General features: G+C 61.8%; 24 protein-coding genes and 1 pseudogene. 9 read left to right on the top strand and 16 right to left on the bottom strand.

What is annotated here, in order from left to right:
• Positions 1-6: 6 nt before the first annotated feature.
• A complete protein-coding gene (gene exbB / locus PverR02_RS30790; RefSeq protein ID WP_079444931.1) occupies positions 7-978 on the bottom strand; it encodes a tonB-system energizer ExbB in 972 nt (323 codons plus the stop codon).
• Positions 979-1,167: 189 nt separating this feature from the next.
• Here exbB and PverR02_RS30785 point away from each other — a divergent pair, with 189 nt between their 5' ends.
• The gene (locus PverR02_RS30785; protein ID WP_046381644.1) at positions 1,168-2,019 is read left to right on the top strand and encodes an SDR family oxidoreductase; all 852 of its coding nucleotides are present in this window, start codon (positions 1,168-1,170) and stop codon (positions 2,017-2,019) included.
• Between the two features lie 128 nt (positions 2,020-2,147).
• Here PverR02_RS30785 and PverR02_RS30780 read toward each other — a convergent pair whose 3' ends face one another.
• The 6 genes from PverR02_RS30780 to PverR02_RS30755 form a co-directional block, all read right to left on the bottom strand.
• Positions 2,148-2,891 carry a hypothetical protein gene (locus tag PverR02_RS30780; RefSeq protein WP_017846061.1) on the bottom strand — a complete coding sequence of 248 codons (744 nt, stop codon included), beginning with the start codon at positions 2,889-2,891 and terminating at the stop codon, positions 2,148-2,150.
• A 56-nt stretch (positions 2,892-2,947) separates the two neighbouring features.
• A complete protein-coding gene (locus PverR02_RS30775) occupies positions 2,948-3,328 on the bottom strand; it encodes a RidA family protein (RefSeq protein WP_003176922.1) in 381 nt (126 codons plus the stop codon).
• Between the two features lie 24 nt (positions 3,329-3,352).
• Complete coding sequence (gene spoT, locus PverR02_RS30770) at positions 3,353-5,458, bottom strand: bifunctional GTP diphosphokinase/guanosine-3',5'-bis pyrophosphate 3'-pyrophosphohydrolase (RefSeq protein ID WP_017846060.1); 2,106 nt, start codon at positions 5,456-5,458, stop codon at positions 3,353-3,355.
• 60 nt (positions 5,459-5,518) lie between these two features.
• Positions 5,519-5,782 (bottom strand): DNA-directed RNA polymerase subunit omega, encoded by a 264-nt coding sequence (gene rpoZ, locus PverR02_RS30765; RefSeq protein WP_003176920.1) that lies wholly within the window; start codon positions 5,780-5,782, stop codon positions 5,519-5,521.
• Positions 5,783-5,949: 167 nt separating this feature from the next.
• Positions 5,950-6,570: a guanylate kinase gene (gene gmk, locus PverR02_RS30760; RefSeq protein WP_017846059.1), complete on the bottom strand. Its 621-nt coding sequence runs from the start codon at positions 6,568-6,570 to the stop codon at positions 5,950-5,952.
• A gap of 10 nt (positions 6,571-6,580) precedes the next feature.
• The gene (locus PverR02_RS30755; protein ID WP_079444930.1) at positions 6,581-7,444 is read right to left on the bottom strand and encodes a YicC/YloC family endoribonuclease; all 864 of its coding nucleotides are present in this window, start codon (positions 7,442-7,444) and stop codon (positions 6,581-6,583) included.
• A 229-nt stretch (positions 7,445-7,673) separates the two neighbouring features.
• Here PverR02_RS30755 and rph point away from each other — a divergent pair, with 229 nt between their 5' ends.
• The gene (gene rph / locus PverR02_RS30750; RefSeq protein ID WP_046381645.1) at positions 7,674-8,396 is read left to right on the top strand and encodes a ribonuclease PH; all 723 of its coding nucleotides are present in this window, start codon (positions 7,674-7,676) and stop codon (positions 8,394-8,396) included.
• 22 nt (positions 8,397-8,418) lie between these two features.
• A complete protein-coding gene (locus PverR02_RS30745; protein ID WP_017846057.1) occupies positions 8,419-8,787 on the top strand; it encodes a DUF4870 domain-containing protein in 369 nt (122 codons plus the stop codon).
• Positions 8,788-8,847: 60 nt separating this feature from the next.
• On the opposite strand, the gene PverR02_RS30740 is transcribed toward PverR02_RS30745, so the two are convergent.
• Positions 8,848-9,627, bottom strand: a complete 780-nt coding sequence (locus PverR02_RS30740; protein ID WP_003195493.1) for an exodeoxyribonuclease III — start codon at positions 9,625-9,627, stop codon at positions 8,848-8,850.
• Positions 9,628-9,709: 82 nt separating this feature from the next.
• Here PverR02_RS30740 and pyrE point away from each other — a divergent pair, with 82 nt between their 5' ends.
• Entirely contained in the window at positions 9,710-10,357 is a 648-nt protein-coding gene (pyrE, locus tag PverR02_RS30735; RefSeq protein ID WP_017846056.1) for an orotate phosphoribosyltransferase, read from the top strand.
• 148 nt (positions 10,358-10,505) lie between these two features.
• On the opposite strand, the gene argB is transcribed toward pyrE, so the two are convergent.
• The 4 genes and pseudogenes from argB to coaBC form a co-directional block, all read right to left on the bottom strand.
• Entirely contained in the window at positions 10,506-11,411 is a 906-nt protein-coding gene (gene argB / locus PverR02_RS30730) for an acetylglutamate kinase (protein ID WP_017846055.1), read from the bottom strand.
• A 22-nt stretch (positions 11,412-11,433) separates the two neighbouring features.
• Positions 11,434-12,858: pseudogene (locus PverR02_RS30725) on the bottom strand (phosphomannomutase/phosphoglucomutase); the annotation flags it as partial.
• 242 nt (positions 12,859-13,100) lie between these two features.
• Positions 13,101-13,556 (bottom strand): dUTP diphosphatase, encoded by a 456-nt coding sequence (gene dut, locus PverR02_RS30715; protein ID WP_017846053.1) that lies wholly within the window; start codon positions 13,554-13,556, stop codon positions 13,101-13,103.
• Positions 13,557-13,561: 5 nt separating this feature from the next.
• The gene (gene coaBC, locus PverR02_RS30710; protein WP_017846052.1) at positions 13,562-14,770 is read right to left on the bottom strand and encodes a bifunctional phosphopantothenoylcysteine decarboxylase/phosphopantothenate--cysteine ligase CoaBC; all 1,209 of its coding nucleotides are present in this window, start codon (positions 14,768-14,770) and stop codon (positions 13,562-13,564) included.
• 143 nt (positions 14,771-14,913) lie between these two features.
• Between coaBC and radC the strand changes: the two genes are divergently transcribed.
• Complete coding sequence (radC, locus tag PverR02_RS30705; protein WP_017846051.1) at positions 14,914-15,588, top strand: RadC family protein; 675 nt, start codon at positions 14,914-14,916, stop codon at positions 15,586-15,588.
• Between the two features lie 59 nt (positions 15,589-15,647).
• Here radC and PverR02_RS30700 read toward each other — a convergent pair whose 3' ends face one another.
• Positions 15,648-17,240, bottom strand: coding sequence for an ABC transporter substrate-binding protein (locus tag PverR02_RS30700; RefSeq protein ID WP_079444928.1), 1,593 nt, complete (start codon positions 17,238-17,240; stop codon positions 15,648-15,650).
• 458 nt (positions 17,241-17,698) lie between these two features.
• Between PverR02_RS30700 and rpmB the strand changes: the two genes are divergently transcribed.
• Both rpmB and rpmG read left to right on the top strand, forming a co-directional pair.
• Positions 17,699-17,932 carry a 50S ribosomal protein L28 gene (gene rpmB / locus PverR02_RS30695; protein WP_003176907.1) on the top strand — a complete coding sequence of 78 codons (234 nt, stop codon included), beginning with the start codon at positions 17,699-17,701 and terminating at the stop codon, positions 17,930-17,932.
• Positions 17,933-17,943: 11 nt separating this feature from the next.
• Positions 17,944-18,099, top strand: a complete 156-nt coding sequence (gene rpmG / locus PverR02_RS30690; RefSeq protein ID WP_003176906.1) for a 50S ribosomal protein L33 — start codon at positions 17,944-17,946, stop codon at positions 18,097-18,099.
• 71 nt (positions 18,100-18,170) lie between these two features.
• Here rpmG and PverR02_RS30685 read toward each other — a convergent pair whose 3' ends face one another.
• A complete protein-coding gene (locus PverR02_RS30685) occupies positions 18,171-18,533 on the bottom strand; it encodes a cupin domain-containing protein (RefSeq protein ID WP_046381648.1) in 363 nt (120 codons plus the stop codon).
• Positions 18,534-18,763: 230 nt separating this feature from the next.
• Between PverR02_RS30685 and PverR02_RS30680 the strand changes: the two genes are divergently transcribed.
• On the top strand, positions 18,764-20,257 hold the full coding sequence (locus PverR02_RS30680) for an aldehyde dehydrogenase (RefSeq protein ID WP_017846046.1): 1,494 nt from the start codon (positions 18,764-18,766) through the stop codon (positions 20,255-20,257).
• 161 nt (positions 20,258-20,418) lie between these two features.
• A complete protein-coding gene (locus tag PverR02_RS30675) occupies positions 20,419-21,561 on the top strand; it encodes an MFS transporter (RefSeq protein WP_046381650.1) in 1,143 nt (380 codons plus the stop codon).
• 85 nt (positions 21,562-21,646) lie between these two features.
• Here the strand turns inward: PverR02_RS30675 and PverR02_RS30670 are convergent, their stop codons facing one another.
• Both PverR02_RS30670 and PverR02_RS30665 read right to left on the bottom strand, forming a co-directional pair.
• Entirely contained in the window at positions 21,647-23,215 is a 1,569-nt protein-coding gene (locus PverR02_RS30670; RefSeq protein ID WP_079444927.1) for a phospholipase D family protein, read from the bottom strand.
• 62 nt (positions 23,216-23,277) lie between these two features.
• Positions 23,278-24,702: an aminotransferase-like domain-containing protein gene (locus PverR02_RS30665; RefSeq protein WP_046385149.1), complete on the bottom strand. Its 1,425-nt coding sequence runs from the start codon at positions 24,700-24,702 to the stop codon at positions 23,278-23,280.
• Positions 24,703-24,776 lie beyond the last annotated feature (74 nt).

Below are 24,776 nucleotides of genomic sequence, written 5' to 3'. Positions count from 1 at the left end.
GGCCGATTACCCCACTTTCACCATGTGCGGTTGCGAGCTGCGCTCGGAAGGCAGGTGATCGAGGTCGCGGCTGACCAGCAGCAGGACTTCTGCCGACGCGTCCGATACCTGGGCCTTGTAGCCGGCAATCGAACGGGCGAAGACGTTGTAGATCACCACCGCGGGAATCGCGGCAACCAGGCCCAGGGCGGTTGCCAGCAAGGCTTCGGCGATGCCGGGAGCGACGACGGCAAGGTTGGTGGTCTGGGTTTTGGCGATGCCGATGAAGCTGTTCATGATGCCCCACACGGTGCCGAACAGACCGACGAACGGCGCGGTGGAACCGATGGTCGCCAGCACGCCGGTGCCGTTGCTCATGTTACGACCGCAGGCTGCCACCAGGCGCTCGAGACGGAATGCCACGCGCTCCTTGATGCCCTCTTTTTCGCGGGTATTGGCCGACAGGCGCATTTCTTCCAGCGCGTCGTGTACCAGCGTATTGGCCAGGGTGCCCTTCTTGGTCGCCGTTTCGCTGGCTTCCTTGAGGGTGGTGGCCTTTTTCAGGTGGACGATCTCGCTGCGCAGGCGGCGCTTGGCGCCCAGCAGTTCGAAGCCTTTGGCGATCCAGATGGTCCAAGTGATGATCGAGGCGATGGCCAGGCCGATCATCACGGCTTTTACCACCACGTCAGCGTTTTGGTACATGCCCCATGGCGACAGGTCGTGGGCCATGCCAAGGGTGTTGTTTTCTTCCAGCACTACGCCGGGCTCGTCGGCGGTGGCCGGCGCTGCAGCCTGGGCTGGGTCTGTGGCGGCCGGCACCGCAGGGGCGACGGTGGCATTCTGTTCGGCAGCAGCAGGAGCCACCGGCGCGGTGGCATCAGCGAATGCGGCGGTCGGTGCCAGCAGTACGCTGAACAGCAGCGCAGCAATCGCACGCCAGGCGCGGGATGGACTGTGAAGCTTGGTTGGCGAAGCGGGGTGTGTATTACGTGTCATGCTGGCCGGACCTGAGAGAAAAAAATGAGTGATCGTCCTTCCAGACCCTGCGAGGTCGAGGACAAATGGGTCGTTATTATTGCAAGTAATTCTTGTTAACAGAAGTAATACAGTAACTTTATTTGTCCTTTTTCTGGCCGCTGGTCTCCTGCGGCGGCTAATCTAGACCTTTCAGTACGGAGTTTTGTGATGTCTGCGCCTTCTGTTGTGATTGCCGGTTGTGGCGATGTGGGGAGTCGGCTGGCCAGCCAATTACTCGCCTCGGAATGGGAGGTTCATGGCCTGCGGCGTGATATTTCGCGCCTGCCCGATGGCGTGATCGGCATTGCCGGTGACCTGTTCAATAAGGATTGCCCTGACACCTGGCCGATCGGCGGGGTGGATTACCTGGTGTATTGCGCGGCGGCGACGGATCACGACGAAGCCGGTTATCGCGCCGCTTACGTGCAAGGGTTGCAGCATGTGTTGGAGTGGTTGAAGGATTACGGCCAGGAGCCCAAGCATCTGCTGTTTGTGTCCAGCAGCAGTGTGTATGGGCAGCAGCAGGGCGAATGGGTCGACGAAACGTCCGAGACCCAGGCAAAAGGCTATTCCGGGCAGGTGATGCTGGAAGCCGAGCAAATCGCGCTGAACAGCGGCATTGCGGCGAGCATCGTGCGCTTGACCGGGATTTACGGGCCGGGCCGCGAGTGGCTGCTGACGCAGGTGCGCCAGGGTTATCGCGTGGCGATCGATCCGCCTTTATATGGCAACCGGATCCACGTCGATGATGCGGCTGGCCTGCTGGCGTTTTTGTTGCGGCATGTGGAGCAGGGCGGTTCGCTGGATCGCATCTATATCGGTGTCGATGACGCACCGGCGCCGTTGGCCGAGGTGGTGGCCTGGTTGCGTGAGTATCTGGGAGTGACGCAATGGTCCGATGACGCCAGTGTGCGCCGCGCCGGGAGCAAGCAATGCAGCAACGCCCGGGCCAAGGCGTTGGGCTGGGTGCCGACGTATCCGAGTTATCGCGAAGGCTACGCGGCCATCCTGAAGGGCTGAGCCGCGGTCAGAAAAGGTGGGAGGGGGTTTGCTTTGTCAGCCACGGTTGTAGTGGCTGATGCACCGCGATCGGGAGCAAGTCGAATCCTCGCAGCGCCCCTCCCACATTCAGGTCTGTGGGATGACGGTTATTGTTTTTCAAGCAGCCACTGGCGTGGCCCCGGTGTAAACGAGGGCACTTCGTCGGCCTGCGAGGTATTGATCGCCTGGAAGATTTCCAGCTGCTTGCCCTTGCGTGCAAAGATCCACGCATTGCCCACGCCGTTGCGTTGCAACCACATGCTGTCGTAGCCGCCGCTCATGGAGGCGCAATCACCCGCCAGGCATAACGAATATCGATCGGCGCCCGGCAGGCCGGCCACTTGGCCGTTGGCCTGGAACTGCACGGTGGCGCCTTCGCCATTGCCGTTGGCGATTTTCCAGTCGCCGCCCATATAAGCGGCGTACAGCGCGCGCTCGAAGTTGGCGCCCAATGGCGCGCCTTCCGGTGCAGGTTCCTTGGCGCGGGCAAACAGCTGTTCGGGCTCGTTGTCGTTGGCCACTTGCAGCAGTTGCCGACCTTTGCGCTTGAGATCGGTGGCGGCGCTGCCGTAGAAGTCGACGCTCCAGGCACCGGGCTTCTCACCGAGCAACTTGCCTTCCGCTACTTCAAAACCGTTGTAGTAGCGGGCCTGCAGGGCCTTGGTGTTGACGTCCCACTCGAGGTTCGGGCCAAAGCTCTGCAGTGCTTCACGCAAAGGGCCGCCCTTGGCTGCCGCGTCGATGGCAACCTGGTTGATCCAGGTGCCGCTCACATCCAGGTCGGCGGGGTTGCTGGCACAGCCGCCGAGCAACAGGGCGAGCAACGAAGAGGCTACAAGCGCTTTGCGCATCATGAAATCCTTTTAAAACGAAGTCGGCGCAGCCTATGGAGGCTGCGCCGGGTGTTTTACTCGATGACCAGAATCGCGTCCATCTCAACCTGTGCGCCCTTTGGCAGGGCAGCAACGCCGATAGCGGCGCGGGCTGGGTAAGGCTGTTCGAAGTACTTGCCCATGATCTCGTTGACCTTGGCGAAGTGGCTCAGGTCGGTGAGGAAGATGTTCAGCTTGACGATGTCCTTGAACGAACCGCCGGCGGCTTCGGCGACCGACTTGAGGTTTTCGAAGACCTGTACGGTTTGTGCTTCGAAGCCTTCAACCAGTTCCATGGTCTTTGGGTCCAGTGGGATCTGGCCGGACATGTAGACGGTGTTGCCCGCCTTGATCGCCTGGGAGTAGGTGCCGATGGCGGCTGGGGCTTTGTCGCTGGTGATAACAGTCTTGGTCATGAATGACTCCTTGTAAGAGGTGGGCTATGCACGCATGCGGGTGATGCGGATCACACCGGTCAAGGCGCGCAGTTTCTTGATCACGCGGGCCAGGTGTACGCGGTCGTGTACGCTGACCACCAGTTGGACCACGCTGATGCGACCATCGCGCTCGTCCATGCTGATTTTCTCGATATTGCCGTCGGCCGCGTTGACGCTGCTGGCCAGCAGGGCGATCAGGCCGCGCTGGTGCTCCAGCTCGACCCGCAGCTCGACGTTGAATTCGCCGGTGACATCCTTGGCCCACGAGAGCTGGATGCATTTTTCCGGGTTGTGGCGGATTTCGCTGATATTGCGGCAGTTGTCCAGGTGGACCACCATGCCTTTGCCCGCCGACAGGTGCCCGACAATCGGGTCGCCCGGGATCGGCGTGCAGCACTTGGCGTAGCTGAGCACCAGGCCCTCGGTGCCGCGAATCGCCAGCGGACCTTCCGGGCTTGGCAATTGCTCGCCTTCGCCGAGCAGGCGACGGGCGACCACATAGGCCATGCGGTTGCCCAGGCCGATGTCTTCCAGCAGGTCTTCGATGGTTTCCTGGCGATACTCGCTGAGCATCGCTTGCACGCGCTCGCCGGGGATTTTCTCGAGGGCGCTGTCGAAGCCGTTGAGCACCTTGTTCAGCAAACGTTCGCCCAGGCTGATGGACTCGGAGCGGCGCTGCAGTTTCAGGGCGTGGCGAATATGGGTGCGCGCCTTGCCGGTGACCACGAAGTTGAGCCACGCCGGGTTCGGCCGGGCGCCCGGTGCGCTGACGATCTCCACGGTGGAGCCGCTTTGCAGCGGTTCCGACAGCGGGGCCAGGCGCCGGTTGATGCGGCAAGCGATGCAGCTGTTGCCGACATCGGTGTGTACGGCGTAGGCAAAGTCGACGGCCGTGGAGCCTTTGGGCAACTCCATGATCCGGCCCTTGGGCGTGAACACGTAGACCTCGTCCGGGAACAGGTCGATCTTCACGCTCTCGATGAATTCCAGGGAGTTGCCCGCACGTTGCTGCATTTCCAGCACGCCTTTGACCCACTGGCGCGCGCGGGCGTGGGTGCCTTTGGGCTGCTCGTCGCCGCTGGATTTGTACAGCCAATGGGCGGCGATGCCGTTGTTGGCCATCTCTTCCATTTCCCGGGTGCGGATCTGGATCTCGATCGGCACCCCATGCATACCGAACAGCGTGGTATGCAGCGACTGATAGCCGTTGGCCTTGGGAATGGCGATGTAGTCCTTGAAGCGGCCCGGCAGGGGTTTGTACAAATTATGTACAGCGCCCAATACGCGGTAGCAGGTGTCGACCTTGTCGACGATGATCCGGAACGCATACACGTCCATGATCTCGTTGAAGGCCCGGCGCTTGCCGCGCATCTTCTTGTAGATGCCGTAGATGTGCTTCTGCCGCCCGCTGACCTCGCCCTCGATCTCGTCGATCGCCAGGCAATGGCTCAGCGACTCTTCGATCTTGTTGACGATTTCCTTGCGGTTGCCCCGGGCGCGCTTGACCGCCTGGTAGATGCGCGCCGAACGCATCGGGTGCATGGCCTTGAAGCCGAGGTCTTCGAATTCGATACGAATGGCGTGCATGCCCAGCCGGTTGGCGATGGGCGCGTAGATTTCCAGGGTTTCCTTGGCGATGCGCCGGCGTTTTTCGCCGGACAGCACTTCCAGTGTCCGCATGTTGTGCAGCCGGTCGGCCAGCTTGACCAGGATCACACGGATATCCCGGGCCATGGCCATCGCCATCTTCTGGAAGTTTTCCGCCTGGGCTTCGGCCTTGGTCTCGAAGTTCATCTGGGTCAGTTTGCTGACCCCATCGACCAGTTCGGCCACGGTTTCGCCAAATTGCGCGCTGAGCGCTTCCTTGGCGATGCCGGTGTCTTCGATCACGTCATGCAGCATCGCGGCCATCAGGCTCTGATGGTCCATGTGCATGTCGGCGAGAATATTGGCCACCGCAAGAGGATGGGTGACATACGCCTCGCCGCTGCGGCGGCGTTGGCCGTCGTGGGCTTGTTCGGCGTAGAAATACGCTCGGCGGACCAGGTTGACCTGGTCTGGGCCGAGGTAGGTCGATAAGCGATCGGCGAGGGCGTCTATGCTCGGCAAAGGATGGACTCCTGCCGCGTGCGTTGACACCGCGCCGTGCTACGTCGACCAGGCATAGGCTTAGACGGCCTCGTTGGACTCGTCCTCGAACGCTGCAAACAGCGGTTCGTCTTCAACGATCTCGGCGTTGGCGATGAACTCGTAGCTCATCAGGCCTTCAGCGATTTCGCGCAGAGCGACAACGGTAGGCTTGTCGTTTTCCCACTGGACCAGGGGCTCTTTGCCGCCAGTGGCCAGTTGACGGGCACGCTTGGTAGAGAGCATGACCAGCTCAAAGCGGTTATCCACGTGTTCTAGGCAGTCTTCAACGGTTACGCGGGCCATGGTATTCCTCGGAGCGAATGCAAGATGCGCGCTGCCCGGTTGGGCGAGCGGACTAAACAGTTTAAAAAATCACCAGCGTTTAGGGAAGCGCTGATTTTTCCCAGGCTCTCGCAAAACCGCTGCAAGTGCCAATGTAAGGCCCTCGCAGCGGTTTTGGGAAGAGCTGATCAACCGAGCAGTTCGGCCAATAACTTGCCGAAACGCTGTTGTTGGCGTTTTTGCTGGAGCTGATTGGCGCGGAAAATCGCCTTCAAATCGTCCAGGGCGTGGGCAAAATCGTCATTGATGATCAGGTAATCGTAGTCGACGTAGTGGCTCATTTCGCTGACGGCTTCACGCATGCGGCCTTCGATGATCGCGTCGCTGTCCTGGCCGCGGTTGGTCAGGCGCTGGTGCAAGGCTTCCAGGGACGGCGGCAGGATGAAGATCGACCGCGCCTTGGGCATCAGCTGGCGCACTTGCTCGGCGCCCTGCCAGTCGATTTCCAGGATCAGGTCGTGGCCTTCGTCCAGGGTCTGTTGCAGGTGGCTTTGCGAGGTGCCGTAGAGGTTGCCGAACACTTCGGCGCGCTCAAGGAAGGCGCCGTGCTCGATCATCTTGACGAACTCGGTGCGCTCGACGAAGTGATAGTGAACGCCGTTCACCTCGCCCGGGCGCATGGCGCGGGTGGTGTGGGACACCGAGATGCGGATCTGTTCGTCAGCGTCGGTCAGGGCCTTGACCAGGCTGCTCTTGCCCGCGCCCGAGGGGGCGGAAATGATGTAAAGGGTGCCGGTGCTGTGGGTCATGGAAGTTGCCTTACTCAATATTCTGTACTTGTTCGCGCATTTGCTCGATCAACACTTTGAGGTTGACCGCCGCCGTGGTGCTGCGCGGATCGAACGCCTTGGAGCCCAGTGTATTGGCTTCGCGGTTGAGTTCCTGCATCAGGAAATCCAGGCGCCGACCGGCGGCGCCGCCGGACTTGAGCACGCGGCGTACTTCAAGGATGTGGGTGCTCAGGCGATCGAGCTCTTCGGCGACGTCGCTCTTCTGCGCCAACAGGACCATTTCCTGCTCCAGGCGTACCGGATCGAGGTCGGCCTTCATGTCGGTGAAGCGGTCGAGGACCTTCTGGCGCTGGGTCGCGAGCATCTGCGGCACCAGCTCGCGCAAGGTGACCACGTCGGCTTCGATCGCGCTCAGGCGCTCGCTGATCAGGCGGGCCAGCTCGGCGCCTTCGCGCTCGCGGCCGGCCTTGAGCTCCTTCAAACCCTGGGTGAACAAGGCGAGGGCTTCGGCGTTGAGGGCTTGCGGGTCGCTGGCGTCGGCCACCAGCACGCCGGGCCAGGCCAGCACCTCCAGCGGGTTCAGCGCGGCCGGCTGCTTGATCAGGCCGGCGATGGTTTCGGCGGCGGCGACCAGTTGCGCGGCGCGCTCGCGGTCGACCTGCAGCGGTTTGCCGGTGGTTTCCTCGGTAAAGCGCAGGGTGCATTCCAGCTTGCCGCGGGAAATGCCCTGGCGCAGTGCTTCACGTACCGCGCCTTCGAGGTCGCGGAACGATTCCGGCAGGCGCAGGTGCGGCTCCAGGTAGCGGCTGTTGACCGAGCGCAGTTCCCAGCTCAGGGTGCCTTGCGCGCCGGCTTTTTCGACGCGGGCGAAGGCGGTCATGCTGTGCACCATGGAGGTACCTCGCGTTGCAGTCCCGCGATGGCGGGCTGATGGGTAAATTGAAGCCGACAGGCTGCGAAGGCGCAGGAGTGTAGCGCAGTGGGGCGATTGGCCCCAAACCCTGGCACTGACAAAGCACCGCCAGTCGACGATTCGTAACCGAATTTTTTAGACGTGCCCCGAATCGGCTCGCGGCTCTATAATGCTCGGCAGTTTTTCGTCCTCCGTACAGGTATCCCCTATGAAACGTCCAAGTGGTCGCGCTGCCGATCAGCTCCGCTCGATCCGCATCACCCGCAACTACACCAAACACGCCGAGGGATCTGTACTGGTCGAGTTTGGCGATACCAAGGTGATCTGCACCGTCAGCGTCGAAAACGGCGTGCCGCGTTTCCTCAAGGGCCAGGGCCAGGGTTGGTTGACCGCCGAATACGGCATGCTGCCGCGCGCCACTGGCGAGCGTAACCAGCGTGAAGCCAGCCGTGGCAAGCAAGGCGGCCGTACCCTGGAAATCCAGCGCCTGATCGGCCGTTCGCTGCGTGCCGCCCTGGACATGTCCAAGCTGGGCGACGTGACCCTGTACGTCGACTGCGACGTGATCCAGGCCGACGGCGGCACGCGCACTGCCTCCATCACCGGTGCCATGGTTGCGCTGGTCGACGCGTTGAAAGTGATCAAGAAGCGTGGCGGCCTGAAAGCCGGCGACCCGCTCAAGCAGATGATCGCCGCTGTGTCGGTGGGCATGTACCAGGGCGAGCCAGTGCTGGACCTGGATTACCTGGAAGACTCGGCCGCCGAGACCGACCTGAACGTGGTGATGACCAGCACCGGTGGTTTCATCGAAGTGCAGGGCACCGCCGAAGGTGCGCCATTCCAGCCGTCTGAGCTGAATGCCATGCTGGCGCTGGCGCAGAAAGGCATGACCGAGATTTTCGAGCTGCAGAACGCCGCGCTGGCCGACTGAACCGGCTTCAAGGAGAAACGCCATGAGTGACAGTCAATTGCCGGTTCCGGCACCGTCCAAGGAAGTCCGCCAATGGGCGATGTTGTGTCACTTCGCGGCGTTTCTGGGCCTGGTGTTCCCTTTCGGCAGCCTGTTGGGGCCGCTGATCCTGTGGCAGATCAAGAAGGACATGGACCCGCTGATCGATGATCAGGGCAAGGAAGCCCTGAATTTTCAGATCACCGTGGCCATTGCCTGGCTGGTCTGCATGGTGCTGGGCTTCGTGGTGATCGGCTTCCTGTTGATGTTGATCCTGGTGGTCGCGGCGCTGGTGCTGACGATCATTGGCGGGATCAAGGCCAACAACGGCACGGCCTACCGCTACCCGTGGACCTGGCGGCTGATCAAGTAACCAGGCGCGCACAAAAAAACCGACAGCGATGTCGGGTTTTTTTGTGCCTGGGCAAAGACCTCAGATGGTCAGTGTCCAGTCATAGTCCACGATCAGCGGCGCGTGCTGCGAGAAGCGCGGCTGGCGTGGCAGGCGTGCGCTGCGCACAAAGCGACGCAGGCCCGGGGTCAGCAGCTGGTAGTCGAAACGCCAGCCCAGGTTGAGCATCTCAGCCTGTTCGTTGTCTGGCCACCAGCTGTACTGGTCGCCTTCGCGGCTGACTTCGCGCAGGGCATCGACATAGCCCATGTTGCCGACAATCTCGTCCATCCAGGCCCGTTCCGGCGCCAGGAAGCCCGGGGATTGCTGGCTGTCGCGCCAGTTCTTGATATCCAGCTTCTGTTGCGCCACGTACAGCGAGCCACAATAAATGTACTCGCGACGTTTGCGTCGCTGTTTATCCAGATAACGGGCGAAGTCGTCCATTAGCTTGAACTTCTGGTTCAAGTCTTCATCGCCGTTCTGCCCCGAAGGAAGCAGCAAGGTCGCGATGCTGACCTTGTCGAAATCGGCTTGCAGGTAGCGCCCGTAGCGGTCGGCTGTCTCGAAGCCGAGGCCGCTGATGACCGCCTTGGGTTGCAACCGCGAGTACAAAGCCACGCCACCTTGGGTGGGCACTTCGGCATCGCAGGCATAAAGGAAGTAGCCATCCAGTTGGAAGGCTGGATCGTCCAGTTCAAAGGCGGAGGCGCGGGTGTCCTGCAGGCAGATGACGTCGGCATTCTGGGCTTGCAGCCAACTGAGCAAACCACGCTCGACTGCAGCCTGAATACCATTAACGTTCACACTGATGATCCGCATAAATGGCCCCAAAAATCGCGTGCGTGTATGATACACGCCGTCTACCTAATTAGCTAAATCCGTGGTATCTGAGGCTTTTTTCATGCAGGCGTATCAACGCGATTTCATTCGTTTTGCCATCGATCGCGGGGTTTTGCGCTTCGGTGAGTTCACCCTCAAGTCCGGGCGCACCAGCCCGTATTTCTTCAATGCCGGCTTGTTCAACTCGGGTTCGGCCCTGGCTCAGCTGGGGCGTTTCTACGCGGCTGCCATCGTTGAAAGCGGTATTTCCTTCGACGTTCTGTTCGGTCCGGCCTACAAGGGCATCCCCCTGGCCGCCGCGACGGCCGTGGCGTTGGCCGAACACCATGGGCGCGATCTGCCGTGGTGCTTCAACCGCAAGGAAGCCAAGGCCCATGGCGAAGGCGGCAGCCTGGTGGGCGCACCGCTCACCGGCAACGTGCTGATCATCGACGACGTGATCACCGCCGGCACCGCCATCCGTGAAGTGATGCAGATCATCGCCTCCCAGGAGGGTGCCAAGGCCGCAGGCGTGCTGATCGCCTTGAACCGTCAGGAGCGTGGCAATGGTGAGTTGTCGGCGATCCAGGAAGTGGAACGCGATTTCGGCATCCCGGTGGTGAGTATCGTGTCGTTGAACCAGGTGTTGCAGTTCCTGGAAGATGATCCGCAGCTCAAGCAGCACTTGCCGGCAGTACGGGCGTACCGCGAGCAGTTCGGCGTCCAGTAAACGCCGCACAACAAAAAGCCCCACTCCCTGTAGGAGCGAGCTTGCTCGCGAAGAACGCCAACGATGACGCGTTTATTCTGGATGAACGCGGCGCCTTTACGTTTTTCGCGAGCAAGCTCGCTCCTACAGAGGGTGGGGCTTTTTGTGTTTAAGGACGCTTGCGGTTGCTGATCAGCGTACCCACACCGGTGTCGGTGAAGATTTCCAGCAGGATCGCATTTGGCACGCGGCCGTCAAGGATCAGCGAGCTGCCGACACCGCCCTGTACCGCTTCCAGCGCACAACGGATCTTCGGCAGCATGCCGCCGTAGATGGTGCCGTCGGCGATCAGCTCGTCCACTTGTTGGGTGGTCAGGCCGGTCAGCACCTTGCCTTGCTTGTCCATCAGGCCGGCGATGTTGGTCAGCAGCATCAGCTTTTCAGCCTTCAGCGCTTCGGCCACTTTGCCGGCAACCAGGTCGGCGTTGATGTTGTAGGACTCGCCGTTGGCGCCCACGCCGATCGGCGCAATGACCGGGATGAAATCACCTTTGACCAGCAGGTTCAGCAAGTCGGTGTTGATACCGATCACTTCGCCCACCTGGCCGATGTCGATGATTTCCGGCTGGGTCATTTCCGGCGTCTGACGGGTCACGGTCAGTTTTTTCGCGCGGATCAGCTCCGCGTCCTTGCCGGTCAGGCCAATCGCGCTGCCGCCGTGGCGGTTGATCAGGTTGACGATGTCTTTGTTCACCTGGCCGCCGAGGACCATCTCCACCACGTCCATGGTCTGCGCGTCAGTGACACGCATGCCATCGATGAAGTGGCTTTCGATCGACAGGCGCTTGAGCAGGTCGCCGATCTGCGGGCCGCCGCCGTGGACCACCACCGGGTTGATCCCCACGGCTTTCATCAACACGATATCGCGGGCAAAGCCGGTTTTCAGCTCGTCGCTTTCCATGGCATTGCCGCCGTATTTGATCACCAGCGTCTTGCCGACGTAGCGTCGAATGTAGGGCAACGCTTCGGACAGGACCTTGGCGGTGTTGGCAGCGGCTTCGCGTTCGAGGGTCATTCAGGGCTCCGGTGCAAAAAAATCAGAACGGTAATTGGAGATCAGGGGCAACACGTTTCAACTGGACGTGGAACACGTCCTTGATGCGCTGCAACTCAGCCTCGGTATCCGCCTCGAAACGCAGCACCAGCACCGGTGTGGTGTTGGACGCGCGAACCAGGCCCCAGCCTTTGGCGTAATCGACTCGCACACCATCAATGGAGGTCAGGTTGGCGCCTTCGCCCCATTGCGCGTCGTGCAATGCGTCAATGATGCTGAATTTGCTCTCTTCGGTCACATGGATATTGATCTCTGGCGTAGAAATATCATTCGGGAAGGTCTGAAACAGCTCCTGCGCCGTGGATTTTTCCTTGCTGAGGATCTCCAGCAGACGAGCGGCGCTGTAAATGCCGTCGTCAAACCCGAACCAACGCTCCTTGAAGAACACGTGGCCGCTCATTTCGCCGGCCAGCAGCGCGCCGGTTTCCTTCATTTTCTTTTTGATCAACGAGTGACCGGTCTTCCACATCAGCGGGCGACCGCCATATTCCTTGATCAGCGGCGTCAGGCGACGGGTGCATTTTACGTCGAAGATGATTTCGGCATTCGGGTTGCGCGCCACCACATCACGGGCGAACAGCATCAGCAGGCGGTCGGCGAACACGTTTTCGCCGGTGTTGGTCACCACGCCCACGCGGTCACCGTCGCCGTCAAAGGCCAGGCCGACGTCGGCCCCGGTTTCCTTGACCTTGGCGATCAGGTCCACCAGGTTTTCAGGCTTGCCCGGGTCTGGATGGTGGTTGGGGAAGTTGCCGTCGACGTCGCAGAACAACGGCACCACTTCGCAGTTCAGGGCTTCGAGCAGTTGCGGAGCGATCACGCCGGCCGCGCCGTTGCCGCAGTCCACCACCACTTTCAGGCGGCGCGCGAGTTTGACGTCGCCGGTGATTTCGTCGGAGTAGCGCTGAAGAATGTCGACCTTGGTGATGCTGCCTTTGCCGCTGGTCAGGTCGTTGGTTTTCAGGCGTGTGTGCAGGGCCTGGATCTGTTCGTTGGCCAGGGTGTCGCCGGCGATGACGATCTTGAAGCCGTTGTAGTCCGACGGGTTGTGGCTGCCGGTGAGCATCACCCCGGATTTGCCGGCCAGCACGTTGGCGGCGTAGTACAGCGCCGGGGTCGGCACCAGGCCGACGTCGCTGACATGGCAACCGCTGTCGGCCAGGCCCTGGATCAATTGCTCCACCAGCTCGGGACCGGACAGGCGACCGTCACGGCCGACCGAAACGTTCGGTTCGTCCTGGGCCAGGCTTTGGGCGCCGATGGCGCGGCCAATCCAGTAGGCGGTTTCGGCGGTCAGGGTCTTGGGCACCACGCCACGGATGTCATAGGCGCGGAAGATGCTGTCGGGGAAGGTCGGGGCTACTCGGGCGGCGGTACTCATCGCGGGGGGAAACTCCATCTGAAAGAGACAAGGCTGGCCTTAATGTGGCTGACCGGCAGGCTTAAACTGAAGGGTATGACGGCGTTTTCGGTGCAGAGTTCGTGGTGCAAAAAGGCCATCGGAGCATCCGCTCCGCGCTTATGTTTGCGTAATGCATTGATTTTACTTGGAAAGTGTCGCTCGTCAGGTCCGCGCATTCTTCATCCTGAAAGGCCATGCGGTGGCATCTAACCGGGCCGGACGGTAGCGTCCGCCCCGGTTTGGTGTGGTCAGTGACTGCCGGAATGCCCAAAACCGCCTGCGCCGCGTTGGGTTGCGTCGAATTCCTGTACCAGTTCGAAGTGCGCCTGCACCACCGGCACCAGCACCAGCTGCGCGATGCGCTCGCCGACGACGATGTTGAAGGCGGTCTGGCCGCGGTTCCAGCACGACACCATCAGCTCGCCCTGGTAGTCCGAGTCGATCAGGCCGACCAGGTTGCCCAGCACGATGCCGTGCTTATGGCCGAGGCCCGAGCGCGGCAGAATCAGCGCCGCCAGGCCCGGGTCGCCGACATAGATCGACAGGCCGGTCGGAATCAGCAGGGTCTGGCCCGGCTCGAGGACGGTGTCTTCCTTGAGCATGGCGCGCAGGTCCAGGCCGGCGGAGCCCGGTGTGGCATAGGCCGGCAGGGGGAAGTCGGTGCCGATGCGGGGGTCGAGGATCTTGGCTTGCAAAGCGTGCATGTAAATTAAACCTGGTTCAGCCGTTGGGCGATAAAAGAGATCAGTTGGCGGGCAATCTTGCCCTTGCTGGTCTGGGCGAAAAGGGTGGCGTGCAGGTCGCGATCGATCACGCTGCAGGCGTTTTCCTCACTGTTGAAGCCGATGCTTGGGTTGGCGACATCATTGGCAACGATCAGGTCGAGGTTTTTGTCTTTCAATTTACGTGCGGCGTAGTCCAGCAGGTGCTCGGTCTCGGCGGCGAAACCGACGCTGAACGGACGGTCCGGGCGGCTGGCGATGGTGGCCAGGATGTCCGGGTTACGCACCATTTGCAGGAGCAGGCCGTCGCCGCTGGTAGGGTCTTTCTTGAGCTTTTGCGGGGCGACGACTTCCGGGCGGTAATCCGCAACCGCTGCCGAGGCGATAAACAGGTCGCAGGGAATGGCCGCCTCACAGGCCGCCAACATGTCCCGGGCGCTGACCACGTCGATCCGGGTGACGCGATCGGGCGTCGGCAAATGCACCGGGCCGGTGATGAGGGTCACGCGCGCGCCTGCCTCGACCGCCGCTTCAGCCAGGGCAAAGCCCATTTTTCCTGAGCTATGGTTGGTGATGTAGCGCACCGGGTCGATGTTTTCCTGGGTCGGGCCGGCGGTGATCAACACGTGCTTGCCAGTCAGGGCCAGGTGCTGGAAGCACTCGGCGGCGCACAGTGCCAGGTCGGTGGCTTCGAGCATGCGGCCCATGCCGACGTCGCCGCAGGCCTGGCTGCCGGAGGCCGGGCCGAACACCTTGAGGCCACGGCTTTGCAGGAGCTGCGTATTGGCTTGGGTGGCCGGGTCGCGCCACATGGCCTGGTTCATGGCCGGGGCGATGGCGACAGTGGCGTCGGTGGCCAGGACCAGCGTGGTCAGCAAGTCATCGGCGATGCCTTGCGCCAGGCGGGCGATCAGGTCGGCGGTGGCCGGGGCGATCAGCACCAGGTCGGCCCATTTGGCCAGTTCGATATGGCCCATGGCGGCTTCGGCGGCCGGGTCCAGCAGGTCCAGGTGAACCGGGTGGCCGGACAAGGCCTGCATGGTCAGCGGGGTGATGAACTCACTGCCGCCGCGGGTCATGACCACGCGCACTTCGGCGCCCTGGTCGAGAAGCCTGCGAACCAGCTCTGCGCTCTTGTAGGCGGCAATGCCGCCGCCGACGCCGAGAACGATGCGTTTCCGATACAGACGCTGCATTGGTTTGCCTTTCCAGTTCAGTGAAGCCAGTTCAGTGACGCCTGCGATGCCCCCTCCCCAGGTGAAATCGCATGCAAAAAAGAGGGCCTACGATAACACAGCGTCCGCCAGGCAACAGCGGCGCACATGCACAGGGAGGCGGGATGAGTATTCGTGATTGGCCGGTGGCCGAGCGGCCGCGGGAGAAGCTTTTGGAATGGGGGGCCGCAACGCTGTCCGACGCCGAACTGTTGGCTATCTTCCTGCGCACCGGCGTGGCCGGGCGGAGCGCGGTGGACCTGGCGCGGCATCTGTTGGCGCAGTTCGGTGGCTTGCGCCCGCTGCTGGAGGCCAGCCAGGTGCTGTTCAGCCAGCAGTTGGGGCTGGGGCCGGCGAAGTTTGCCCAACTGCAGGCGGTACTGGAAATGTCCCGACGCCACTTGGCCGAACAGCTGCGCAGCGACTCGGTGCTGGAAAGCCCGGTCGCTGTACGGGACTACCTCAAGGCGCTGTTGCGCCATGAGCCTCACGAGATTTTCGGCTGCCTGTTTCTCGATTCAAAGCATCGGGTGCTGGGGTTCGAGGCGTTGTTCCAGGGCACCATCGACGCCACCGTGGTTTACCCGCGGCAAGTGGTCAAGCGCGCCCTGGCGTATAACGCGGCGGCGTTGATCCTGTGCCACAACCATCCCTCGGGGAGCGTGGAGCCGAGTGCGGCTGATCGAAAATTGACCAAGATTCTGCAAAAAGCCTTGGAAGTGGTGGATGTGCGGGTGCTGGATCACATCATCGTGGGCGATGGTGATCCATTGTCGATGGCGGAATACGGGTGGATGTAGGAGGGGCAGCAGTTGCAAGGTTGCAGCTGCAAGCCTCAAGGGGGCTTGCAGCTTGCAGCTCAGGGCTTGACGCTGACTTTCGAAAAGTCCTGCCGCCCAAACGGGCTCACCTGGTACCCCTCGACATTCTTGCGGGTCAGGGCGAACGCCATCGGGTGCGCCAGCGGCAGCCACAGGGCCTGCTGTTGGATCTGCGCCTGGGCCTGTTGATACAGCTTGCTGCGCACCCCTTGCTCGCTGGTGGTCTTGCCGGCGCTGATGAGCTTGTCCAGGGCCGGGTCGCAATAGCGGGCGAAGTTGGTGCCGGATTTCACTGCCGCGCAGGAGAACTGCGGAGTCAGGAAGTTATCCGGGTCGCCGTTGTCGCCGGCCCAACCCATGAACAGCAGGTCGTGTTCGCCGGCCTTGGCGCGGCGGATCAGCTCGCCCCATTCGATGACGCGGATCTCGGCCTGGATGCCGATCTCGGCCAGGTCCGCCTGCAGCAGTTGCGCGCCGAGGTTGGGGTTGGGGTTCAGCAGACTGCCGGTGGGGCGTGTCCAGATCGTGGTCTTGAAGCCGTCCTTGAGCCCGGCGCGCTCCAGCAGCAGCTTGGCCTTGGCGATGTCCTGTGGATAACCCGGCAACTCCTTGGCATAGCTCCAGGTGTTGGGCGGGTAGGGGCCGTTGGCGGCTTCGGCGGTGCCTTCGAACACGGCTTTGAGGTAGCTGTCCTTGTCGAAGGCCAGGTTGATCGCCTGGCGCACTTCGGGCTTGTCCAGCGGTGGGTGCTGGCTGTTGATCGCGACGAATGCAGTCATGAATGCTGCGGTTTTTTCTATTTTGAGTGCGGGATCTTTCTCGGCTTCGCCCACATCCAGGGGTTTGGGCGACAGTGCGATCTGGCATTCGTCGCGGTGCAGTTTCTGCAGGCGCACGTTCGCATCCGGGGTGATGGCGAAGATCAAGTTATCCACAGCCGGTTTGCCGGCGAAATAATCCGGGTTGGCTTTGTAGCGCACCACGGCATCTTTCTGGAATCGCGTGAAGATGAACGGGCCGGTGCCGATGGGCTGGCTGTTGAGCTTCTCCGGGGTGCCGGCCTTGAGCAGCTTGTCGGCGTACTCGGCCGGGTAGATCGAGGCAAAACCCATGCTCAACGCGGCGAGGAAGGTCGAGTCGGGGTGGTCGAGGGTGAAGCGCACGGTCAGCGGGTCAAGGGCATCGATCTTCTTGATCAGTGCGGGCAATTGCAGCGACTGGGCATGGGGGAAGCCGCTCTGGGCGATCTTGTGCCATGGGTTGGCCGGATCGAGCATGCGCTCGAAGCTGAAGCGGACATCCTCGGCGGTCAGGGTGCGGCTCGGGGTGAAATAGTCGGTGCGGTGGAATTTTACGTTGGGGTGCAACTGGAAGGTGTAGGTCAGGCCGTCCGGCGACACTTCCCAGCTGTCCGCCAGGCTTGGCACCAGCTTGCCGCTGGCTGCGTCATAGTTCACCAGGCTGTTCATCAGCACGTCGGCCGAGGCGTTGGTGGTGGTCAGCGAGTTGTACTGCACTACGTCGAACCCTTCGGGGCTGGCTTCGGTACACACGCTCAGATTGGTGGCCGCCAGGGCCTGCGACGCGATAAACAGAGGGGCTAGCAAAAGCGGTAGGGCAGCGAGGCGCATGTTCGGTTTCCTGTGCAGATCGAAGGCCCATCTGCGAGTGCAGTCTGGAAAAGTCCTACCGTAGTGGTCTGATTGATAAATGACTAGTCCATTTTTGCCTGTGCTTTTGGCTCAAATGCTGTTTTGATGGCGCCTCAGCGCGTTTCGCCTTGTACTTTTTGGTACTTGCGGGCGTTGTAAATCATTCTGTGCGACGAGCGGTCGGCTATTGCAGCGGCCCCTCCTGGCAACGGTTCGGCCATCTGTCGCCGAGATTTACGCCGGTAAAAACACACGGGCTGTTGTTGCACTTGGGTCTTTCTGGTATAAAGCAGCGCTCTTTTCTAGGGGCCCGGTTCCTTCGCTTGTAGGTGTAGCCGGTAAGACCCTAAAGAAACGCGGCGCCTGGCGCCAAATGACTGAGAGATTAAGCGGCCAACCCATGCCGGGTTGGGCATGTGGTTTTAGAGGGCTGAGGCATGTCGAGAGTCTGTCAAGTTACCGGTAAGGGTCCGGTGACTGGGAATAACATTTCCCACGCAAATAACAAAACCCGTCGTCGTTTCCTGCCGAACCTGCAGCATCACCGCTTCTGGGTTGAAGAAGAGAAACGTTTTGTGCGTCTGCGCGTATCTGCCAAAGGCATGCGCATTATCGACAAGCGTGGCATCACTGTCGTGCTGGCCGAAATTCGCGCCGCTGGCAAGATCTAAGGAGCTCTATCATGCGTGAATTGATTCGAATGATCTCTAGCGCCGGTACTGGTCACTTCTACACTACCGACAAGAACAAGCGTACTACCCCGGACAAGCTCGAAAAGAAAATGTTCGACCCGCGCGTTCGCAAGCACGTGATCTACAAAGAAGGCAAAATCAAGTAATTGATTTTCTTCCTTGTGAAAAAAAGCCCGTTTCTCACGATTCGGGCTTTTTTTTGCGCAGGATTTGCTGATCAGGCCTTCTGTTCGAACACCACATAGATCTTGCGGCAGGGCTCGAGCACTTCCCAGGTGCCGCTGAAGCCGGCCGGGATCACGAAGCGGTCGCCGGCGCGCAAGGTCTTGGCGTTGCCCTCGGCATCGCGCAGTACGGAAACCCCCTGCACAATCTCGCAGTACTCATGTTCGGTGTAGTTGACCTTCCACTGCCCGACGTCGCCTTCCCAGACGCCGGCACTCATCTGGCCGCACGGGCTGTTGTAGTGGTTGTAGATCGTTTGCTCGGGATTGCCCTTGAGGATTTTTTCCGGGGCAGGGAGGTAGCGATCGGGGGCGGTGTTGGCTTGGCTGAAGTCGACGATGTCCTGGATGCTCATGTGCGTGTCCCGTCTGGCCTGCGGTTGGAGAGCCCAAAGTCTATGTTTATTAAAATGAACATCGCAAGGGCGTTTACCGGCGTTATGTCAAATATATTGATACATCCCCAGCCGCTGGTTTAGGGTGGCAGTTGCCTTGAGCCGAACAACTGGCTGGCGGGGCAAGCATTCTTTGAGGCTGCCGGGGCACATCGCCTGGGCCTTGTATTCAATAAGAGGAGGACACTCGCATGACCACCCTGACCCGTGCCGACTGGGAGCAACGCGCCAAGGATCTGAAGATCGAAGGCCGCGCCTATATCAATGGCGAGTACACCGCCGCCGTTTCCGGCGACACGTTCGAATGCATCAGCCCCGTCGATGGCCGCCTGCTGACCAGCGTTGCCAGCTGTGACGTCGCCGACGCCCAGCGCGCCGTGGAAAATGCCCGCGCCACGTTCAATTCCGGTGTCTGGTCGCGCCTGGCGCCGGCCAAGCGCAAGGCCACCATGATCCGTTTCGCCGCGTTGCTCAAGGCCAATGCCGAAGAGCTGGCGCTGCTGGAAACCCTGGACATGGGCAAGCCGATCAGCGACGCCCTGAATATCGACGTACCCGGCGCGGCGAATGCCCTGAGCTGGAGCGGCGAGGCCATCGACAAGATTTACGATGAAGTCGCTTCCACCCCTCACGATCAGCTGGGTCTGGTGACCCGTGAGCCGGTCGGAGTGGTTGCCGCCATCGTGCCGTGGAATTTCCCGCTGATGATGGCTTGCTGGAAACTCGGGCCGGCGCTGTCGACCGGTAACTCCGTGATCCTCAAACCGTCCGAAAAATCCCCGCTGACCGCCATCCGCATCGCGGCCCTGGCCGTTGAGGCCGGTATTCCAAAAGGCGTGTTCAACGTGCTGCCGGGCTACGGCCACACCGTGGGTAACGCGCTCGCGCTGCACATGGATGTCGACACCCTGGTGTTCACCGGCTCCACCAAAATCGCCAAACAGCTGTTGATCCGCTCCGGCGAATCGAACATGAAACGTGTATGGCTGGAAGCGGGCGGCAAGAGCCCGAACATCGTGTTCGCCGATGCCCCGGACTTGCAAGCCGCCGCCGAATCCGCCGCTGGCGCGATTGCCTTCAACCAGGGCGAGGTCTGCACCGCCGGTTCGCGCCTGCTGGTGGAGCGTTCCATCAAGGATAAATTCCTACCGCTGGTGATCGCCGCGCTGAAGGGCTGGAAGCCAGGCAACCCGCTGGACCCGGCCACGAACGTCGGCGCGCTGGTGGACACTCAACAGATGAACACCGTGCTGTCCTACATCGAAGCCGGTCATGCCGACGGTGCCAAACTGGTGGCGGGCGGCAAGCGCACGCTGGAAGAGACCGGCGGCACTTACGTCGAGCCGACGATTTTCGACGGCGTGACCAACGCGATGAAGATCGCCCGCGAAGAAATCTTCGGCCCGGTCCTCTCGGTGCTCACTTTCGACAGCGCCGAAGAAGCCATCGCCATCGCCAACGACACCCAATACGGCCTGGCCGCGGCGGTGTGGACGGCGGATATCTCCAAGGCGCACCTCACCGCCAAAGCGCTGCGCGCCGGTAGCGTGTGGGTCAACCAGTACGACGGCGGTGACATGACCGCGCCGTTTGGTGGCTTCAAGCAGTCGGGCAACGGTCGCGACAAGTCGCTGCATGCGTTCGACAAGTACACCGAGCTGAAGGCGACCTGGATCAAGCTCTAAGCAACACCGCAGGTCCCCTGTAGGAGCGAGCTTGCTCGCGAAGAACTCAAAGACGCCGCGTTCAACCAGACAGCACGCGTTATCGTTGGCGTTCTTCGCGAGCAAGCGCGCTCCTACAGTTCGTTTGCAGCCCTGAAAAAACTATCCACAGGAGCGTGGAAATGCGTTGGGCGACTTATTTCGCCGTGCTGGCCTCGGTGCTCAGCGTTGGTCTGGCGTTGGGTGTCAGCATGCCGCTGGTGTCCCTGCGCCTGGAAGGCTGGGGCTACGGCAGCTTCGCCATTGGAGTGATGGCTGCGATGCCGGCCTTCGGCGTGCTGTTGGGGGCGAAGGTTTCCAGTCGGCTGGCGTCCTGGCTGGGCACTGCGCGTCTGATGCGCCTGTGCCTGTGGGCGGGGGCGGTGTCCATCGGCCTGTTGGCGATCCTGCCGAGCTACCCGGTGTGGCTGGTGCTGCGGCTGATGATCGGGGTGATCCTGACCATCGTGTTCATTCTTGGCGAAAGCTGGATCAACCAGTTGGTGGTAGAGCAATGGCGCGGCCGGCTGGTGGCGCTGTATGGCTGCACCTATGCGCTGAGCCAGCTGTCGGGGCCGCTGCTGTTGGGCGTGCTGGGCACCGATCATGACTATGGGTTCTGGGTGGGCGTGGGCCTGTTGACGCTGGCGCCGTTGCTGTTGCTGGGGCGTTCCGGGGCGCCGACCGCCGAGTCCTTCAGCGTGACGTTTGCCGAGCTGTGGCGCTTCTGTCGGAGCCTGCCGGCGATTGCCTGGGCGGTGGCGTTATTCGCGGCGTTCGAGGCGATGATCCTGACGCTGCTGCCGGTGTATTGCCTGCAGCAAGGCTTCACGGCCGAGATCGCCCTGGCGATGGTCAGCACGGTGGTGGTGGGCGATGCGTTGCTGCAGTTGCCCATCGGCGCACTGGCCGACTACCTGCCGCGGCGCACGCTGTTCTTGAGCTGCGCGCTGCTGTTGCTGGGGGCGAGCCTGGCAGTCCCGTTGTTGATGCACACGCTGCTGATCTGGCCGGTGTGGGTGCTGTTCGGCGCGAGTGCGGGCGGTTTGTTCACCTTGTCGTTGATCCTGATCGGCGAGCGTTACCGCGACGATGCGCTGGTGCGCGCCAATGCCCACGTGGCGCAGCTCTGGGGCATCGGTTGCCTGATCGGGCCGCTGGTGGCCGGTGCGGGCAGCCAGTGGATCAGCGGGCATGCATTGCCGTGGCTGATGGCGGCCGGGGCGCTGGGGTTGGTGGTGCTGTTGTTGCGCCAGGGGGCGTTTGGCGCCGCGCAGCCCGTTTAGGCGCGAGGGGATGAAGGCGTTAGCGATGACGGGTACGGTCTGGTTAAGTGTGGTGTTCTTGCGTTCTTCGCGAGCAAGCTCGCTCCTACAGCATGCGCTCCAGGCCGACGGAGGTGGCGAACCAGGCATTGAAGTGGCGCCACCAGCTGCCCGGCTCGCGGGTCAGGGTGTGCGGTTGCCCGTTATCTTCGGTGGTCCACACCACCTGGCCATCCTGTAATTTCGCCTCGTAGCTCAATGCTGGCGCCATGCCTTGCAGCGCCAGATTGCGCAGGTGTTCGGCCAGCTCAGGGCTGTCCACCAGCACGCCGACTTCGGTATTCCACAGCACCGAACGCGGGTCGAAGTTGAACGAGCCGATAAACGATTTCTGCCGATCAAAAATCATCGCCTTGCTGTGCAGGCTGGAGTCCGAGCCGAGGAACAGGCCGCGACGAAACAGGTGGGGCCCGCTGCCTGTGCGGGGTGCGCCGGGTTGGCGGCGCAACTCATAGAGTTTCACGCCGTGCTCCAGCAGCGCCTTGCGATAGGGCGCGTAGCCGCCGTGTACGGCCGGTACGTCGGTGGCTTCGAGGGAGTTGGTCAGCAGGCTCACCGAGACGCCCGCGTCCGCGCGACCGGTCAGGTACACCAGGCCCGGCTGCCCCGGCACGAAATACGCCGAAATCATCATCAACTCATGGTTGACGCCTTCGAGTTCCGGTTCCAGCTGGGTGGTCAGCAGCAGGTGCGGGTCCGGATCATTCTTGGCGAGTACCTTGCTCGGGGCGTCCCACAACGCCTGGTTCCAGGCCCAGATCAGCTCGCGCCGCCAGATGTCCAGGCGCGGTTCGGTCTTGTAGGTGCGCAGGCGGTTGTACAAGGCGTGGTTCTGTTGGCGCGACTGGGCCAGGGATTCTTCCAGGCGCAGGCGTGCGCTGGCCAGGTCGCCTTTGGACGGCAGGTTGGAGATGAATTCATTGATGGGCTTGCTCAGGGCGCTGTTCCAGTACTGGTCGAAACTGTGGCCGAGTTGCTCGGCCACCGGGCCCACGCTGAGCATGTCGATGTCGGTGAAATTCAGGTTGGGTTCGGCGTCGAAATACTCGTCGCCCAGGTTGCGCCCGCCGACGATGGCCGCGCTGTTGTCCGCCAGCCACAGTTTGTTGTGCATGCGTCGATGTTGCAGCGACAGGTTGAGCAGGCGCCCCATGGCGCGCGTCACGCCGGTGCTGCGCCCCAGGTGCAGCGGGTTGAACAGGCGAATCTGGATGTTGGGGTGGGCGGCGAGGGTGGCGATGACCTGATCGAGGCCGTCGCTGGTGGTGTCGTCCAGCAGGATACGCACACGCACGCCACGGTCGGCGGCCTTGAGCAGTTCATCCACGAGCAGGCGGGTGCTGATGCCGTCGTGGACGATGTAGTACTGCAGGTCGAGGCTGGTCTGGGCGTTGCGGATCAGTTCGGCGCGGGCCATGAACGCCTCGCTGCTGTTGGGCAGCAGGCGAAAGCCGGAGCGGCCCTGATGCGGCGCGGCCTGGGCCTGGATCGAACGGCCGAACGACGACTGCGTCGCCGGCAGAGCATCGCTGGGGATGCGCGGCACATTCACCGTGGCGCAGCCGCCCAGGGCCAGGGCGCCCAACAGGAAAAACGCTAAAAGCCGTCGAGTCATCAAGGGCACCGTTTCCAGATCAGGGCGGTTGTCGACATAGGACGGCTATTTTCCCGGAAAGGTCAGTCGGCGGCCTCGGCCAGCATCTTGCTCGCGACGGCGCCGACTTTGCGCACCGCCTCTTCAATCTGCGGCGTAGGTTTGGCAGCGTAGTTCATGCGCAGGCAATTCCTGTACTTGCCGGACGCGGAAAAGATACTGCCCACGGCGATTTGTACGCCTTGTTCCACCAACACCCGGTTGAGCTTGAGGGTGTCGAAACCTTCCGGCAGCTCGATCCACAGCATGAAGCTGCCTTGAGGTCGGCTGGCGCGGGTGCCGGCGGGGAAATAACGGCTGACCCAGTCGAGCATCATGTCGCGATTACGTTGATATTGAGTACGCATCCGCCGCAAATGCGGTTCGAAATGGCCGCCCTTGAGAAATTCGGCGATGGCGATCTGCGGCTGGGTCGCAGTGGAGCCGGTGCTGATGTATTTCATGTGCAACACCCGCTCCAGGTAGCGGCCCGGAGCGACCCAGCCAATCCGCAGGCCTGGCGCCAGGGTTTTCGAGAACGAGCTGCAGAGCAACACGCGGCCATCTTCGTCGAAGGATTTGATGGTGCGCGGGCGCGGGTAGCTGTAGGCCAGTTCGCCATACACATCGTCTTCGATGATCGCCACGTCAAAGCGCTGGGCCAGGGTCAACAGCGCCCGCTTGCGTGCCTCCGGCATGATGTAGCCCAAAGGATTGTTGCAGTTGGGGGTCAGTTGAATGACTTTGATCGGCCACTGTTCCAGCGCCAGTTCCAGGGCTTCGAGGCTGATGCCGGTGAGCGGGTCCGTGGGGATTTCCAGGGCTTTCATGCCCAGGCCCTTGAGGGTCTGCATGGCGCCGTGGAAGCTCGGCGAGTCCACCGCAACGATATCCCCCGGCTCGCAGATGGAGCGGATGCTGGCAGACAGCGCCTCATGGCAGCCGGTGGTGATCACGATGTCTTCGGCGGTCAACTGGCAGCCGGAATCCAATGACAGTCGGGCGATTTGTTCGCGCAACTCCATACAGCCGAGGATATTGTCGTAATACAGCCCCGGCAGGTCCTGGCGCCGGCTGACGCGGGCCAGGCTGCGCAGCAGCGGCTTGAGGGTGGGCGACAACACATCCGGCATGCCGCGGCCCAGCTGTACGACATCTTTGCGCGGTACCGCGCGGATCAATTCGAGCACTTGGTCCCACTGGGAAATTTCCACCGGGCGCTGGGCCGGACGGCCGACTTCGGGCAAGGCCGGCAGCTCACGGCCGACGGGCACGAAGTAACCGGACTTGGGCTTCGGCATCGCCAGGCCGTTGTCTTCCAGCATGCGATACGCTTGCTGCACGGTGCTCAAACTGACCCCGTGCTCGACACTCAAGGCCCTTACGGAAGGCAGCCGGTCACCGGGGCGGTAGAAGCCCTGTTCGATGCGGGTGCCCAACAATTCGGCAAGGTTGACGTAAAGGGTCACGGTGATCACTCCCAGGGGACCAGTACAGATTCTGGGAAAATACAGGATTCAGCCACTCGTGGGCAGTATCTGTA

The sequence above is a fragment of the Pseudomonas veronii genome (genome assembly GCF_002028325.1).
In the GTDB taxonomy this organism is placed as follows: Bacteria; Pseudomonadota; Gammaproteobacteria; order Pseudomonadales; family Pseudomonadaceae; genus Aquipseudomonas; species Aquipseudomonas veronii.
Note: the sequence above shows the minus strand (reverse complement) of the source record. Positions and strands in the feature narration are given on the sequence as shown.

Bases quoted from the DNA above. Each gene is read 5' to 3' on its own strand.
- exbB (WP_079444931.1), bottom strand. From the start codon at position 978: ATGACACGTAATACACACCCCGCTTCGCCAACCAAGCTTCACAGTCCA.
- PverR02_RS30785 (WP_046381644.1), top strand. From the start codon at position 1,168: ATGTCTGCGCCTTCTGTTGTGATTGCCGGTTGTGGCGATGTGGGGAGT.
- PverR02_RS30780 (WP_017846061.1), bottom strand. From the start codon at position 2,891: ATGCGCAAAGCGCTTGTAGCCTCTTCGTTGCTCGCCCTGTTGCTCGGC.
- PverR02_RS30775 (WP_003176922.1), bottom strand. From the start codon at position 3,328: ATGACCAAGACTGTTATCACCAGCGACAAAGCCCCAGCCGCCATCGGC.
- rpoZ (WP_003176920.1), bottom strand. From the start codon at position 5,782: ATGGCCCGCGTAACCGTTGAAGACTGCCTAGAACACGTGGATAACCGC.
- gmk (WP_017846059.1), bottom strand. From the start codon at position 6,570: ATGACCCACAGCACCGGCACCCTTTACATCATTTCCGCCCCCTCGGGC.
- PverR02_RS30755 (WP_079444930.1), bottom strand. From the start codon at position 7,444: ATGGTGCACAGCATGACCGCCTTCGCCCGCGTCGAAAAAGCCGGCGCG.
- rph (WP_046381645.1), top strand. From the start codon at position 7,674: ATGAAACGTCCAAGTGGTCGCGCTGCCGATCAGCTCCGCTCGATCCGC.
- PverR02_RS30745 (WP_017846057.1), top strand. From the start codon at position 8,419: ATGAGTGACAGTCAATTGCCGGTTCCGGCACCGTCCAAGGAAGTCCGC.
- PverR02_RS30740 (WP_003195493.1), bottom strand. From the start codon at position 9,627: ATGCGGATCATCAGTGTGAACGTTAATGGTATTCAGGCTGCAGTCGAG.
- pyrE (WP_017846056.1), top strand. From the start codon at position 9,710: ATGCAGGCGTATCAACGCGATTTCATTCGTTTTGCCATCGATCGCGGG.
- argB (WP_017846055.1), bottom strand. From the start codon at position 11,411: ATGACCCTCGAACGCGAAGCCGCTGCCAACACCGCCAAGGTCCTGTCC.
- dut (WP_017846053.1), bottom strand. From the start codon at position 13,556: ATGCACGCTTTGCAAGCCAAGATCCTCGACCCCCGCATCGGCACCGAC.
- coaBC (WP_017846052.1), bottom strand. From the start codon at position 14,770: ATGCAGCGTCTGTATCGGAAACGCATCGTTCTCGGCGTCGGCGGCGGC.
- radC (WP_017846051.1), top strand. From the start codon at position 14,914: ATGAGTATTCGTGATTGGCCGGTGGCCGAGCGGCCGCGGGAGAAGCTT.
- PverR02_RS30700 (WP_079444928.1), bottom strand. From the start codon at position 17,240: ATGCGCCTCGCTGCCCTACCGCTTTTGCTAGCCCCTCTGTTTATCGCG.
- rpmB (WP_003176907.1), top strand. From the start codon at position 17,699: ATGTCGAGAGTCTGTCAAGTTACCGGTAAGGGTCCGGTGACTGGGAAT.
- rpmG (WP_003176906.1), top strand. From the start codon at position 17,944: ATGCGTGAATTGATTCGAATGATCTCTAGCGCCGGTACTGGTCACTTC.
- PverR02_RS30685 (WP_046381648.1), bottom strand. From the start codon at position 18,533: ATGAGCATCCAGGACATCGTCGACTTCAGCCAAGCCAACACCGCCCCC.
- PverR02_RS30680 (WP_017846046.1), top strand. From the start codon at position 18,764: ATGACCACCCTGACCCGTGCCGACTGGGAGCAACGCGCCAAGGATCTG.
- PverR02_RS30675 (WP_046381650.1), top strand. From the start codon at position 20,419: ATGCGTTGGGCGACTTATTTCGCCGTGCTGGCCTCGGTGCTCAGCGTT.
- PverR02_RS30670 (WP_079444927.1), bottom strand. From the start codon at position 23,215: ATGACTCGACGGCTTTTAGCGTTTTTCCTGTTGGGCGCCCTGGCCCTG.